General features: G+C 40.5%; 16 protein-coding genes. 14 read left to right on the top strand and 2 right to left on the bottom strand.

The window, feature by feature from the left end:
• The first annotated feature begins 12 nt into the window (after positions 1-12).
• The 9 genes from PQ478_RS17510 (at position 13) to PQ478_RS17470 (ending at position 8123) form a co-directional block, all read left to right on the top strand.
• Positions 13-777: an ABC transporter ATP-binding protein gene (locus tag PQ478_RS17510; RefSeq protein WP_012960132.1), complete on the top strand. Its 765-nt coding sequence runs from the start codon at positions 13-15 to the stop codon at positions 775-777.
• Positions 764-1468, top strand: coding sequence for an ABC transporter ATP-binding protein (locus PQ478_RS17505; protein ID WP_289234997.1), 705 nt, complete (start codon positions 764-766; stop codon positions 1466-1468). The genes PQ478_RS17510 and PQ478_RS17505 overlap by 14 nt, the downstream gene beginning before the upstream one ends.
• A gap of 14 nt (positions 1469-1482) precedes the next feature.
• Positions 1483-2352 carry a branched-chain amino acid ABC transporter permease gene (locus PQ478_RS17500; protein ID WP_012960130.1) on the top strand — a complete coding sequence of 290 codons (870 nt, stop codon included), beginning with the start codon at positions 1483-1485 and terminating at the stop codon, positions 2350-2352.
• Positions 2349-3374 carry a branched-chain amino acid ABC transporter permease gene (locus tag PQ478_RS17495; RefSeq protein WP_289234996.1) on the top strand — a complete coding sequence of 342 codons (1026 nt, stop codon included), beginning with the start codon at positions 2349-2351 and terminating at the stop codon, positions 3372-3374. Before PQ478_RS17500 ends, PQ478_RS17495 begins: the two co-directional genes overlap by 4 nt.
• Positions 3375-3387: 13 nt before the next feature.
• On the top strand, positions 3388-3549 hold the full coding sequence (locus PQ478_RS17490) for a hypothetical protein (RefSeq protein WP_289234995.1): 162 nt from the start codon (positions 3388-3390) through the stop codon (positions 3547-3549).
• Positions 3546-4598, top strand: coding sequence for a 3-oxoacyl-ACP synthase (locus PQ478_RS17485; RefSeq protein ID WP_289234994.1), 1053 nt, complete (start codon positions 3546-3548; stop codon positions 4596-4598). Before PQ478_RS17490 ends, PQ478_RS17485 begins: the two co-directional genes overlap by 4 nt.
• Positions 4582-5490: an intracellular short-chain-length polyhydroxyalkanoate depolymerase gene (gene phaZ, locus PQ478_RS17480; protein ID WP_289234993.1), complete on the top strand. Its 909-nt coding sequence runs from the start codon at positions 4582-4584 to the stop codon at positions 5488-5490. Before PQ478_RS17485 ends, phaZ begins: the two co-directional genes overlap by 17 nt.
• Positions 5491-5573: 83 nt before the next feature.
• Positions 5574-7049: an acyl-CoA synthetase gene (locus PQ478_RS17475; RefSeq protein ID WP_289234992.1), complete on the top strand. Its 1476-nt coding sequence runs from the start codon at positions 5574-5576 to the stop codon at positions 7047-7049.
• A gap of 216 nt (positions 7050-7265) precedes the next feature.
• Positions 7266-8123, top strand: a complete 858-nt coding sequence (locus PQ478_RS17470; protein ID WP_289234991.1) for a YtnP family quorum-quenching lactonase — start codon at positions 7266-7268, stop codon at positions 8121-8123.
• A 149-nt stretch (positions 8124-8272) separates the two neighbouring features.
• Here PQ478_RS17470 and PQ478_RS17465 read toward each other — a convergent pair whose 3' ends face one another.
• Entirely contained in the window at positions 8273-8584 is a 312-nt protein-coding gene (locus tag PQ478_RS17465; RefSeq protein WP_238446470.1) for a PepSY domain-containing protein, read from the bottom strand.
• Between the two features lie 245 nt (positions 8585-8829).
• On the opposite strand from PQ478_RS17465, the gene PQ478_RS17460 reads away from it, so the two are divergent.
• The gene (locus PQ478_RS17460) at positions 8830-9903 is read left to right on the top strand and encodes a M42 family metallopeptidase (protein WP_289234990.1); all 1074 of its coding nucleotides are present in this window, start codon (positions 8830-8832) and stop codon (positions 9901-9903) included.
• A gap of 42 nt (positions 9904-9945) precedes the next feature.
• Positions 9946-10467, top strand: a complete 522-nt coding sequence (locus PQ478_RS17455; RefSeq protein ID WP_289234989.1) for a DUF84 family protein — start codon at positions 9946-9948, stop codon at positions 10465-10467.
• 72 nt (positions 10468-10539) lie between these two features.
• Here PQ478_RS17455 and PQ478_RS17450 read toward each other — a convergent pair whose 3' ends face one another.
• Positions 10540-10986: a YtoQ family protein gene (locus tag PQ478_RS17450; RefSeq protein ID WP_289234988.1), complete on the bottom strand. Its 447-nt coding sequence runs from the start codon at positions 10984-10986 to the stop codon at positions 10540-10542.
• Positions 10987-11151: 165 nt separating this feature from the next.
• Between PQ478_RS17450 and PQ478_RS17445 the strand changes: the two genes are divergently transcribed.
• The 3 genes from PQ478_RS17445 (at position 11152) to PQ478_RS17435 (ending at position 13444) form a co-directional block, all read left to right on the top strand.
• A complete protein-coding gene (locus PQ478_RS17445; protein ID WP_289234987.1) occupies positions 11152-12162 on the top strand; it encodes a PTS sugar transporter subunit IIC in 1011 nt (336 codons plus the stop codon).
• Positions 12163-12177: 15 nt separating this feature from the next.
• Complete coding sequence (locus PQ478_RS17440) at positions 12178-12504, top strand: thioredoxin family protein (RefSeq protein WP_289234986.1); 327 nt, start codon at positions 12178-12180, stop codon at positions 12502-12504.
• Positions 12505-12628: 124 nt separating this feature from the next.
• Complete coding sequence (locus tag PQ478_RS17435; RefSeq protein WP_289234985.1) at positions 12629-13444, top strand: DUF1444 domain-containing protein; 816 nt, start codon at positions 12629-12631, stop codon at positions 13442-13444.
• The last annotated feature ends 134 nt before the right edge of the window (positions 13445-13578 follow it).

The following is a 13578-nucleotide window of genomic DNA, read 5'->3' as shown; positions in this document are numbered from 1 at the left end:
GGAGGAGAAAGGATGTCAACAATATTAGAAACAAAAGGATTGACGATTGCGTTTGGCGGCCATGTTGCCGTAAACGATGTCACAATTGCGATAGAGCGTAATCAGTTGAAATCAATTATCGGCCCGAATGGGGCAGGGAAAACAACCTTTTTTAACATGTTGAGTGGTCAGCTAAAGCCAACAAAGGGGGAGGTCATCTTTAATGGAAAGGAGATTACAAACCTTTCTGCCACTGAACGAACTAGACTTGGAATTGGAAGGTCTTTTCAAATTACAAATGTATTTCCGAATTTAACATGCTATGAAAATGTGCGGTTAGCTGTTCAGTCACAGCAAGGTATCCGGTACAATATCTTCTCTCATTTTTCGAAATACAAACACATTGAAAAGCGGGCATTGGAGCTGCTAGATGTAGTTCTTCTTAAAGATAAGACAGAAGAGCTAGCTGTAAATTTGGCTCATGGTGAAAAAAGAAAACTTGAAATAGCGATGCTGTTAGCGCTTGAGACTGAATTGCTTCTATTAGATGAACCGACTGCTGGCATGTCGTTAGAAGAGGTGCCGATGATTCTTGATGTAATTAAATCAATTCGTGATCAACGCAGTCGAACAATATTGTTAATTGAGCACAAAATGGATATGGTGCTTGATCTCTCAGATAGCTTGATGGTGCTTTTTCACGGAGAATTACTTGCTGATGGTAAACCAGAAGAGATTATGAATAATGAGCAGGTGCAGTCAGCTTACTTAGGAGGTATGCAGCATGACGCTTCTTAAGGTAGATCATATTCATACGTATATTGAGCAATACCATATATTGCAGGGAGTATCTTTTGAGGTGCAGGCAGGCGAGGTTACGGTGTTGCTCGGTCGAAATGGAGCTGGAAAAACAACAACTCTTCGGTCAATCATGGGATTGAACCCTGTTCGTGAAGGGGCCATTACGTATAAAGGTAAGGAAATTCATAAGCTGCCAACCTATGAAATAGCTAATTTGGGTATCGGCTATGTTCCAGAGGATCAAGGTATTTTTGGTGGGTTAACGGTCGAAGAGAATATGAATGTAGCGATGAAAAAGAAAGACGAAGCAACATTAGCGAGCATGAATTACATCATAGATTTATTCCCAGATTTAAAAAAATTCTGGAAAAAGCAAGGCGGACACCTTTCAGGCGGACAAAAACAAATGCTATCCATTGCTAGAGCATATGTGAACAACAATGAATTACTAATTATTGATGAACCAAGTAAGGGGCTTGCACCCATTATTGTTGAAAAAGTAATGGAATCAATTAATGATATGAAAGATAAGACGACGGTGGTCCTCGTTGAACAGAACTTTATGATGGCAAGTACAATCGGAGATCGATTTTATATTATTGATGATGGGCTTTCGGTGCATAAAGGTGAAATGGAGGAACTTAGTCGCGATGAAGAGTTAAAACGTAAATATTTAGGTATAGCCTAGAAGGAGTGATATAGGTGGAAACGATTGCAAATATAACAATTAATGGGTTGGCAACAGGCATGCTGATTTTTCTTTTAGCAGCAGGTTTAACGCTCATCTTTGGATTAATGGATGTATTAAATTTTGCCCATGGTGCTTTGTTTTTATGGGGAGCCTATGCTGGAATTTGGGCCTATACAACTACAGGAAGCTTTTTAGCAGGAATCTTAGCAGCACTGGTCATTGGAATGGTGCTTGGATACTTACTCGAACGTTTTATCATCAAGCCTGTGTATGGAAATCATATTCAACAATTACTGATTACCTTAGGGGCGATGCTCGTCTTGAGTGAGGTCGTGAAAGTATTCTGGGGACCTAACATATTGCAAGCTCAGGCACCGCTTTGGCTTCAAGGTAGCTGGGAAATTGGAGGGCTTTACTTAATTAAATACCGATTGTTTATCATTGCTGTAGGATTGATCGTATTTCTCGGGTTGCTTTTCTTATTAAACCGAACAAAGATTGGTCTCATTGTGCGAGCAGGAGTTATGGATAAAGAAATGGTTCAATCGCTTGGAATTAATATTCGTAAAGTATTCTTATTTGTTTTTATGCTTGGCGCTGCAATGGCAGGATTAGCAGGAGTTTTATTTGGTCCTTATTCAGGGGTTATTTATGCAGAAATTGGATTAGAATACGGAATTTTAGCCTTTATTGTTGTTGTCATCGGTGGAATGGGCAGTGTGCTTGGTTCGATGGTTGCGGCGATTATTGTCGGTTTGCTCGGCGCTTATGCTGGATACTACGCACCGGATATTGCGCTTGCTGTTAACTTTTTAATCATGCTTGCCGTTTTAATTTTTAAACCATCTGGAATCATGGGCATGAAGGAGGCGGTTCGATGAAAAGCCTCCAAAAACTCTCTCGCTTCAAACTAACTTTACTTGTTTTAGCTATAGGTTTAGCTATATTTCCATTTGTGAGTGATTCGCGTACAGCACTAATTATGCTCACTCAAATTTTTATTTTTGCTGTTTTTGCGATGAGCTATGACATCTTACTCGGATACACTGGCATTGTTTCTTTTGGTCATGCGATGTTCTTTGGAATAGGTGCCTATACAGTCGCTATCTGCTTGAAAATGTTTGGCTCTACAATGCCCGCTTTTTTCATAGCGATAGTGCTTACACTGATTATTACAGGAATAGTAAGTTATCTGGTCGGTATTCTCACGCTCAGATTAAAAAGTCACTTTTTTGCAATGCTAACGCTTGCAGTATCTAGTTTGTTTTTAGTCACAGCTGAGAAATGGCGTTCTCTTACAATGGGAAACGATGGCTTTACATTCGTTGTACCAGAGCTTTTCCGGGACCGGGTTTCTTTTTATTTAATCGCCCTTGTTCTGTTAGTCGGTACGTATATTTTTCTTGATCGCTTCACTCAATCACCGATGGGAAAGGTATTACAGGCCATTCGTGAAAATGAGCCTCGTGTCGAATCACTTGGCTTTAAAGTGATGCACTATAAAGTTATTGCCAATGTTGTAGCGGGAATGGTTGCTGGGCTGGCTGGAATCCTATATGCAATGAGCTTACGTTTTGTTAATACAGCTGTATTATCTGTTGAGCTCTCGCTTGATGTATTGTTAATTACAATAATTGGCGGGGTCGGTACACTATTTGGCTCCGTAGTGGGGGCAGCAATCATTGAGCTTGCTCGTCATGGATTAATGGACTTAGCAAAAGTACATTGGATTTTTGAGCGTTGGGTCATTTTATTTGGCATAATCTTCATTTTAGTGGTTATGTTTTTCCCAAAAGGGATTGTTGGAACGACGAAGCATTGGTGGGATAAACGCCAATATAAAAAGAAAGAAAAGCTCAGAAAAGAAATGGAAGCTGGTGCGGTAAAAGATACCTTTAGCTAAGGGAGCAGTGATAGTGATGGAAGTCCTTGACCAAGTTGTTTCGTCCTTTATTTTACGTTTCCATCCGCATGATACGATGCGGATAAAGATTAAGCATGTTCAAACAGAAGAAGAATACGTTTGCGCTAGTTTAGAAGAGGCAATGGATTATATTAAGCAGGTGATGCATCTATGAATCTAGAAGTAGAGAAGATAGGAATTATAGCGACAGGTATTTATTTACCCGAAGAAAGAATGACTGCATCAGAACTAGCTCAAGCTGCCAACTTACCGATTGGAATTGTACAAGAAAAGCTTGGGATCGTTGAAAAAACAATTCCTGGTATAAACGATCACACATGCCAAATGGGCATCTGGGCGGCCGAAAAAGCTTTACAAAAAGCACAAATCAATGCTGCTGATATAGATGTCATTATTTACATCGGTGAAGAGCATAAAGAGTATCCGCTCTGGACGGCTGCGATTAAGCTTCAGGAGGGTATTGGTGCAATCAATGCATGGGCATTTGATGTAGCCTTACGCTGCGGGACGACAATTATGGCGCTGAACCTTGCTAAATCTTTAATGAAGTCAGATGACACAGTAAGAACCGTATTGCTTGCTGGAGGCTACAGAAATGTAGATTTTATCGATTATGCGAATCCAAGAACTCGTTTCATGTATAATCTTGCAGCTGGGGGCGGAGCTATTGTATTAAAAAAGGGTGCTCATAGACACCGTCTGCTTGAAACAAAACTTATAACAGACGGCGCCTTTTCTGAGGACGTAGTTGTACCAGCAGGCGGGACTAAACAACCGCTGTCACCAGCAGCACTGGAGCAAAAGCAGAACTATTTAGATGTTATCGATCCTGTAAGTATGAAGGAGAGATTAGCGGAGAATTCAATGGCTAATTTTATTACTGTCATTAAATCGTCCCTTGAAAAAAGCGGTTATTCTGTTGGCGATATCGACTACGTTGCGATGCTTCATATGAAAAAATCTGCCCATGACTATATCCTAAACGAACTAGGCTTAACTCAAGAGCAATCGATTTACTTGGACCATTACGGACATCTGGGTCAGATCGATCAAATTCTATCCTTAGAATTAGCCGAAAAAGCCGGCATGCTTAAGAGTGGAGATATTGTTGTTCTTGTTAGTGCTGGTATTGGTTATGCATGGGGAGCTACGACGATCATTTGGGATGAAGGGAAGGTGGAGAAACATGAACATTCAGCTTAAATATGTGGACTTAAACATTGGAGAACGAATTGCATATCGAGAACGAGAAGGGGGAACTGATGTTGTTGTACTTTTACACGGTAATATGACGTCATCACTGCACTGGGATCTCCTCTTAGAAAGCCTTGATCCAACCTTTAAAGTGTATGCGATTGATATGCGAGGTTTTGGTGAGTCGACCTATCATAGAGCAGTTGATTCAATTGAAGATTTTGCTGAAGACATTCGAGAAGTTCTCTCAAAGCTAGAAATAGCTTCCTGTGATTTAATCGGTTGGTCAACAGGTGGCGCAGTCGCTCTTCAGGTAGCAGCTAGAGAGGAAAAGCAGGTACGGCGTGTCGTACTACTCGCCTCTGCATCTACAAGAGGCTATCCATATTATCAACAGATAGAAGAAGGTCGTCTCGAACGGTTGGAGACGAAGGAAGCGATAGCGGCTGATCCGGTAAGGACGATTCCAATTGAAGAGGCCTACTTAACACGTAATACCGTTTTACTTAAGCAAATATGGGAGTCCTTAATTTATACAATGAATCAGCCGAGTGAAGAACGCTATCAGAAATATATTGATGACATGTGTACCCAAAAAAATCTAGCAGATGTATATTATGCGCTTAATACATTTAATATGAGTGAACATCATAATGGATTGGTAGAAGGAAGTGGAGAAGTGAATAATATCTCGCAGCCCGTACTGATTTTATGGGGTGAGCATGATTTAGTCATTTCTGAAATAATGACTAAAGAATTAATAGAAGATTTGGGAGAGCGAGCATATTATGTAAGATTAAAAGATTGCGGACACTCTCCGCTCATTGATGATTTAGCACAAGTAACAAAGGTTATGGAAGATTTTCTAAAAAAGAAGGAAACGAGCCTCTTTTCGGTTTAAACGAAAAGGGGTTTTTTGTTACTAGACTGTTACGTCCATTTTATACACTGAACCTAAGCGAAGAAAGCAGAGGAGGAGTGTAAATGAGTTGGGAGCAGGATTGGTTATGCAAAAGAGCACAGCTTACCCCTTGGAATATTGCTATTATTGATGGAAGCACGAAAGAACGATGGACATATCAGGAGTTAAATGAACGAGCCGAGCGATTAGCTGGAATGTTGCAGCAGCGTGGCATTAAAAAGGGGGACAGGATCGCTTTACTTTCACCAAACCATATTAGTTATTTTGATTTACTATTTGCCGCTACAAAGCTTGGAGCTATTTTTGTTCCGTTGAACTGGCGTCTTTCATCCACCGAGCTGGCTTATATTTTTTCTGATTGTGAGCCGAGCTTAGTTTTTGTTGATGAAATCTTCATCTCATTAGTTGATGGGGGGGTTCCGAGTGTACAGTTAAACCAAGAATATAAAGAATGGATTGCAAAAGCCGCTCCTTGTAAAAAGGAGGAGATATCCGACTCTGACCCGCTGCTCTTAATTTACACAGGGGGGACAACAGGTTTACCTAAGGGAGTCGTATTAACTCATCAATCTGTTTTTTTTAATATGATCAATACTATTACAAGCTGGGGCTTAACGAGCGATGACAAAACGATAACGAGCTTGCCGATGTTTCATACAGGAGGGTTGAACGCCCTATCCTTACCTATCCTTCACATAGGGGGCACCGTGATATTATCAGACCAGTTTGATGGCGAGAAAACGATTCAATTAATTGAAGAATTCCAATGCACCGTTATTTTACTTGTCCCGACGATGTATCATCTCCTCATCAAAGCACCGAGCTTTAAAGAGGCTACGTTTCGTTCAGTGCATACCTTTCTTTCTGGGGGTGCCCCTTGCTCCTATGTCATATATAAAGCGTTTCAAAAAAAAGGGCTTGCCTTTAAGGAAGGATACGGACTAACAGAGGCTGGCCCGAATAACTTTTTCATCGACCCAAGCGAAGCTGTTTCAAAACGAGGATCCGTTGGAAAACCGATGCTTTATAATGAGGTGAAAATCATCAAAGAAAATGGAGAAGAGGCTGACCATGATGAGGTGGGTGAAATATGCATCCGTGGTCTTCATGTCTTTGATTCATACTGGCAAAAGCCTGAGATAACCACTAATACAGTAATAAATGGTTGGCTTCATACTGGTGATTTAGGTAGAAGAGACAAGGAAGGCTATTTTTACATTGTTGGACGAAAGAAAGATATGATTATTACCGGAGGAGAAAATGTTTATCCCCTAGAAGTTGAACATGTTCTAAACGAGCACCCGGCTGTTTCTGAAGTAGCAGTCGTTGGACTCGCTGATGAAAAGTGGGGCGAGGTAGTGAGTGCGTTTATTGTAGTAAAGAAAAACTTTACGCTGTCAGAAGAGGAACTGCTGGCTCATTGTCAACGAACATTAGGGCGATACAAAATTCCGAAGCGAATAACTTTTGTTGAGGAATTACCAAAAACACCAGTAGGGAAGGTGGATAAGAAGAAGTTGTTTACAGAGGCAGTATAAAAAAAGGTAGTCTTATAAACTCATGAAAATTCAAACATTGTGGCTTTAAAGCAGTCACAGTGTTTTTTTATGGCCTATTAACTTTTAAGAAAATACTAGGCGGCTTGAAAAAAGATTTCACATAATGGATAGAGTGAACGCCTCGCAAAAACACAGAGTGTTTAGAGTGTGAATTGTGATAAAATAAAGAAGAATGAATCAAAGGAGGGGTTTCCTGTGGAGAATTTAGAAAGAGATGGCATGAAGATGACTTGGTTAAACGGGGGAGTAACTCATATGGATGGCGGTGCGATGTTTGGTGTTGTACCTAAACCATTATGGAGCCGTAAATACCCGCATAACGAAAATAATCAAATTGAACTTCGAACGGATCCAATTCTAATACAAAAGGATGGGAAAAACATTCTGATGGAATCAGGAATTGGAAATGGTCGTTTTTCAGATAAGCAAAAGCGTAATTATGGAATTAAAGAAGAATCCTCTATTGAAGGTAATTTAAAAGATTTAGGTTTGACGACAGCTGATATTGATATTGTTCTTATGACGCATATGCACTTTGATCATGCATCAGGACTTGCGAAGGAAGATGATGGTCAATGGGTGCCTACTTTTGAGAACGCTGTCATTTATACTTCAGAAACAGAATGGAATGAAATGAAAAATCCGAATGTTCGCTCTCAAAATACATATTGGGAACAAAATTGGAAGCCGATTGAACAGCAGGTAAAGACGTTCAAGGAAGAAATTGAGCCAATCCCGGGAGTGAAATTAGTCCATACAGGCGGTCATAGTGCTGGACACTGTATCTTGGTGTTAGAACATGGAGGGGAGACATTTATTCACTTAGCCGATATTATGCCGACTCATGCTCATGCCAATCCTCTTTGGGTGCTCGCGTATGATGATTTTCCAATGGATTCTATTTTCAATAAACAGAAATGGCAAACGCACGGTAAAGAAAAAGACGCGTGGTATCTGTTCTACCATGATTATAAATATCGTGCGGTAAAGTGGAATGAAAACGGAGAAATAGTCGAGACAATTGAACGTGAGCAATACGTTTATTCAAGCTAATAAATAGAGGCTGGGACAAAAGCAAGTGTTTATCTGATGAGGGAACAATACGCTAATTTAGCGTAGTATATTTCAGGAGCGGTGTATATGCACTCGCCCCATTGCCTTCTCATTCGTTAAACAACTAAGTCCCAGTCTCATTCTTTAATTTATGCTGCTTTTAACTCGAGTAATGTACCAGTCTTAGTATCAGCTAGAAATTCGAATTGTACTGTACCCGATTCAGTTGTCGTAGAAATTCCTCCACGATATACTTCCACACGTACATTTTCTCTTTCTACTGTTTCAGGAATCATATGAATCCATGATCCTGATATGGCATGAGTAGACGAAACGGTTTTCTTCACTTCTTTTAATGCTTTCTCAGGTGATACTTTTTCTGCTTCAAGGCTTGGACGTAGGAAGTACCCTGCAACAACGCCAATGCCGACTCCTAATGCAAAACGTTTTATACTCATCATGATCATCCTTTCACACTTACGTTAGATTTGTCAGGTGATATTCAGGAAGCATTAACTTTTTCAAAACAACTAAGACTAGATATAGTATACAGAAACTTTCTGTCGTTTTCCAATTTAAATAAGATGAGTCATTGTTTATTCATTTTTTTAAAAGAAGGTTTTATTTAGGCAAAGTAGCAATTGCTAGAGGATTCAGATAAAATAAATATGTACATATATTTTTCGGGAATCGAAAGGAGCTTGTCATGAATCAAGAAACGCTTACTATGTTTAAAACGTTAACAGAATTACAAGGAGCCCCTGGATTTGAACACGATGTTCGTAAGTTTGTACGGGGGGAGCTTGAGAAATATTCTGATGACATTGTGCAAGATCGTCTAGGCAGTATTTTTGGTGTGAAAAAGGGAGCCGCGGAAGGTCCTAAGGTTATGGTAGCTGGTCATATGGATGAAGTTGGATTTATGGTCACATCTATTAATGATAAAGGCTTAATTCGCTTTCAAACATTAGGCGGCTGGTGGAGCCAAGTGCTGCTTGCGCAGCGAGTGCAGATTATGACTGATGCGGGTCCGGTTATCGGAGTCATAGGCTCAACACCGCCTCATCTTCTAGAGGAATCTCAACGTAAGAAGCCAATGGAAATTAAACATATGTATATCGATATTGGTGCAGATGATAAAGAGGATGCTAAGAAAATAGGAATTAAGCCAGGTCAGCAAATTGTACCGGTTTGCCCGTTTACACCTATGGCAAACGATAAAAAAATCTTAGCAAAAGCATGGGATAATCGTTACGGGGTAGGCCTTTCCATAGAGCTGTTAAAAGAACTACAAAATGAAAAGCTTCCTAATACGCTTTATTCAGGAGCTACGGTTCAAGAAGAGGTTGGACTAAGAGGAGCTCAGACTTCTGCTCAAATGATAAAGCCTGATATTTTTTATGCGCTAGATGCGAGTCCAGCAAATGATGCGACAGGCGGAAAAGATGCGTTTGGTCACCTTGGAAAAGGAGCACTTCTTCGTATTTTAGATCGGACGATGGTGACTCACCGCGGCATGCGTGAATTTATTTTAGATACTGCTGAAACACATAATATTCCATACCAATATTTCATCTCGCAAGGTGGTACGGATGCAGGACGTGTGCATATGTCAGGGGACGGGGTACCTTCAGCGGTAATTGGTATTTGTTCTCGTTACATTCATACAGCAGCTTCCATTATTCATATTGATGATTATGCAGCGGCAAAAGAATTAATTGTAAAATTAGTGAAGAATACAGATCAGAACACATTAGAACAAATAAGAAAAGGTGTCTAAGCGGTTACTGGTAGAAGAGATACATGGAGGTCAGCGGAAAAAATGAAGCTAGCAATAGGCACAAAAAATCCTGCCAAAGTGCATGCTGTAATGGATACACTTATTCGTGAGCCACTGGAGTTCATTAGTATTGATGCCCCGTCGGGTGTGTCAGCTCAACCTTTCTCTGAAGAAGAAACCTTGGAGGGTGCCATTAATCGAGCGAAATTTGCCTTAAGTGAAGCAGGCTCAAAAATAGCTGTTGGACTTGAAGGAGGGGTTTGTGAAACCCCTAATGGGATCATGCTATGTAATTGGGGAGCATTAACGGATCATTTGGGGGGAGTTTGGATCGCCAGTGGGGCCAAAATTCCATTGCCTTCTAATGTTGAGCGAAAATTAAAAGAAGGTTATGAGCTTGGTGTGATTATGAGTGAGCTCATGCAAGATCCTCATATCCGCCACAAAGAAGGTGCAGTTGGAGTCTTTACTTCCGGTATGCTGACTCGTAAGGAAATGTTTAGCCACATTGTACGGCTGCTTTACGGTCAATATCAATTTGACAGACCTTCATACAGCCATTAATAGAAAAAAAGCATTAGTGTCCTTGATAAATGGACCTAATGCTTTTTTATGCTTTCAATAGATTTCATTCATTTATTCTTCTTCAAACACATAAGAGAGAGCTTGGATCGCTTGTTCAGGAGTCTCAACGACAACTTGTGCTTTATTTGCTAATTCTTTAAGCGGATGATGCAGCTTTTCTGGTCGAATGAGGATTAATGGTTTTTGCAAGGCAATGGCTGTAGCCGCATCCATGGCACTGTTCCATTGTTTGTACGTCTCTCCGAATAAGGCGATAACGACATCGGCTTTTTGAAGAAGAATTTGAGTACGCAAATTATTAATACTGGATGCAGCTTCATCTTTTAGGATGCTAGTAGGCATTTTGCCCAAGATTTCTTCTCCAATATCGTCAGAACGGTCATGATTTTCCATCGGCCCTGTGAAATGAAGAGGAAGATTTCGGTTTTTTGCAGCCTCTTTCAGGTCTTGTCTCCATGCACTATGAATTTCTCCTGCTAAATATACGTTTAGTTCCACAATGATCTCTCCTTTACTATTTTTTCCCTTTCTATTATAAAGCAAGAACTCTTTGGAGACGAATAATAGGACAAGATTCATTGTTGATCTGTCTTGTCACATGTAAAGGTTGCGGTTATGATAGGAAAGAAATGATTTAAATGTTATGAGAGAGTAGGAGAGGGCATGCAGAATTTCTTAAAAAGAAAAGGCATTGAATTACATTGGAAAACCTATGTCATTACAGGATTAAGTCATATGGCCTTAGGGCTGTTCGCTTCATTAATTATAGGTTTGATTATTCGTACAGTGGGTGAGCAAACTGGATTAGAATTTTTAATTGAAATTGGAGCGCTTGCTATGAGTCTTACCGGCCCTGCCATTGGTGCAGCTGTAGCCTATGGGTTAGGTGCTCCGCGGCTTGTATTATTTGCTGCTCTAATCAGCGGCGCGGCTGGTTTCCAGCTAGGGGGACCAGCTGGAAGTTTTGTTGCTGCAGTGATCGCTACTGAACTCGGAAAAATGGTGTCAGGAGAGACAAAAATAGATATTATTATCACTCCGCTAGTGACGATTTTGTCTGGTTTTACGATAGCTAGTCTGATTGGCCCTGGGATCGATGCAGGGATGACACAGCTTGGCAGTTTGATTATGTGGGCCACAGAACAACAGCCGATTTTAATGGGGATCATTATTGCCACCTTGATGGGGCTTGCGCTCACAGCACCTATTTCAAGTGCAGCACTCGCTATCATGCTTGGGTTAGAAGGAATCGCTGCAGGTGCCGCGACAGTAGGGTGTGCAGCTCAAATGGTCGGCTTTGCGGTGAGCAGCTACAGGGAAAATCGCTGGTCTGGATTAATTGCGTTGGGTCTAGGAACCTCGATGCTCCAAATAGCCAATATCGTTAGACATCCTCTCATTCTTATTCCTCCAACGGTAGCAGGGGCCATCTTAGCACCGTTCGCTACTACGATGTTTGGGCTAACGAATAATCCAGCTGGAGCTGGAATGGGAACAAGCGGATTAGTAGGGCCGATTATGACATTTACCGATATGGGGTTCAGCTATCAAACGGCTTTGTCAGTTGTGCTTCTATATTTTATTTTACCTGCTTTAATTAGTTTGGGGATTTCAGAATGGATGCGAAAGGCAGGATATATTAAAATGGGAGAGATGAAGATAGAACAATCATAAAGGGGAATGAGACCTATGGAAAAATTAACAAATGTAGAACAATTTAACAAGCTGGTTGAAAACGAAACGGTCGTTTTTATGTTTTCAGCAGACTGGTGTCCTGACTGCCGGGTGATCGAACCTATTTTACCTAGAATTGAAGCGGACTTCCCTTCGTTTTCTTTTTACTATGTAGACCGTGATGAGTTTATTGATCTATGTCAAGAACACATGGTGATGGGCATTCCAAGTTTCTTAGCCTTTTCAAATGGAAAAGAAGTAGATCGTTTTGTAAGCAAGGATCGAAAAACAGAAGAAGAAATTATTGAGTTCTTAACTAGAGCAGAAGCTAACAGCTATTAATCGGCAGGGAGTATCCGCATCATGTGATGTGGATACTCCTTTTTTATATCCGTCTCGTATTTCAATCATTGGATAGCCATTCTTAGAAATGGTACACTGTAAGGTATGAAGGAGAGTGTATGCAATGGAACTTCGTGAATTTAGAAAAATGGTAGAAGAAAAATTAAAACGTGATGATCGCAGCATCACATACAATCATAAAGAGTCAACTTTACGTATTACAAAGAGTAAGACGAATAAAGGAGTAACCCTTTCTTTAAAGCCTTTATTAGCAAAATGGGAAAGAGAAGAGTATGCTTCTATTGATGAGGTGATCCGCTATATTGAAGTGGGCCTTGCAACGATGGATAAACGACCTTCTCTGAAAGGGAATGAAAATAAAATATTCCCTGTTATCAGGTCAACTTCCTTCCATGATGAGACTAAAGAAGGTATCTCGTTACTGTTTGAAGAACATACAGCAGAGACTCGTGTCTATTATGCTATAGATCTAGGAGAAGCCTATACATTGATTGATGAGGAAATGGTACGTGAGTCAGGTCTGACGGCTGAAAAAATAAGAGAAATGTCACGTTTCAATCTTCGGTCGCTGCCACAGCCAATGAAAGAAGATGTGGTTGCAGGAAATACCTTCTATTTCTTACGTGCAAAGGATGGGTACGATGCAAGCCGAGTTCTTGATCCATCACTACTAGAGAAAATGGCGAAAAAAGTGACAGGTCAATTGGCCGTTGCAATTCCTCACCAAGATGTTTTAATTATGGCAGACATTCAAAATGACAGCGGGTATGATGTACTCGCGCAGATCGCTCTTCAGTTTTTTGGAGAAGGAAGAGTGCCGGTAACCGCGCTGCCTTTCATGTATGAGGACGGAGAACTAGAACCTACTTTCATTCTAGCTCAGAAAAAACCAAAGCAGCCACAATCACCAAAAGAATGATTATGGTACAATAAGGTAGTAATATGTTAAAAGCTGATGAAGCCATATGAAGCCGGATCTGCCTTTCTCTGTGATCGGCTGATTCGAATAAACAGAACCACTAGAGCTAACTAGTGGTTTTTTCTACTCATATA

This window comes from Alkalihalophilus pseudofirmus (genome assembly GCF_029094545.1).
GTDB lineage: Bacteria > Bacillota > Bacilli > Bacillales > Bacillaceae_D > Alkalihalophilus > Alkalihalophilus pseudofirmus.
This window is presented reverse-complemented; position numbering and strand designations above follow the sequence as displayed.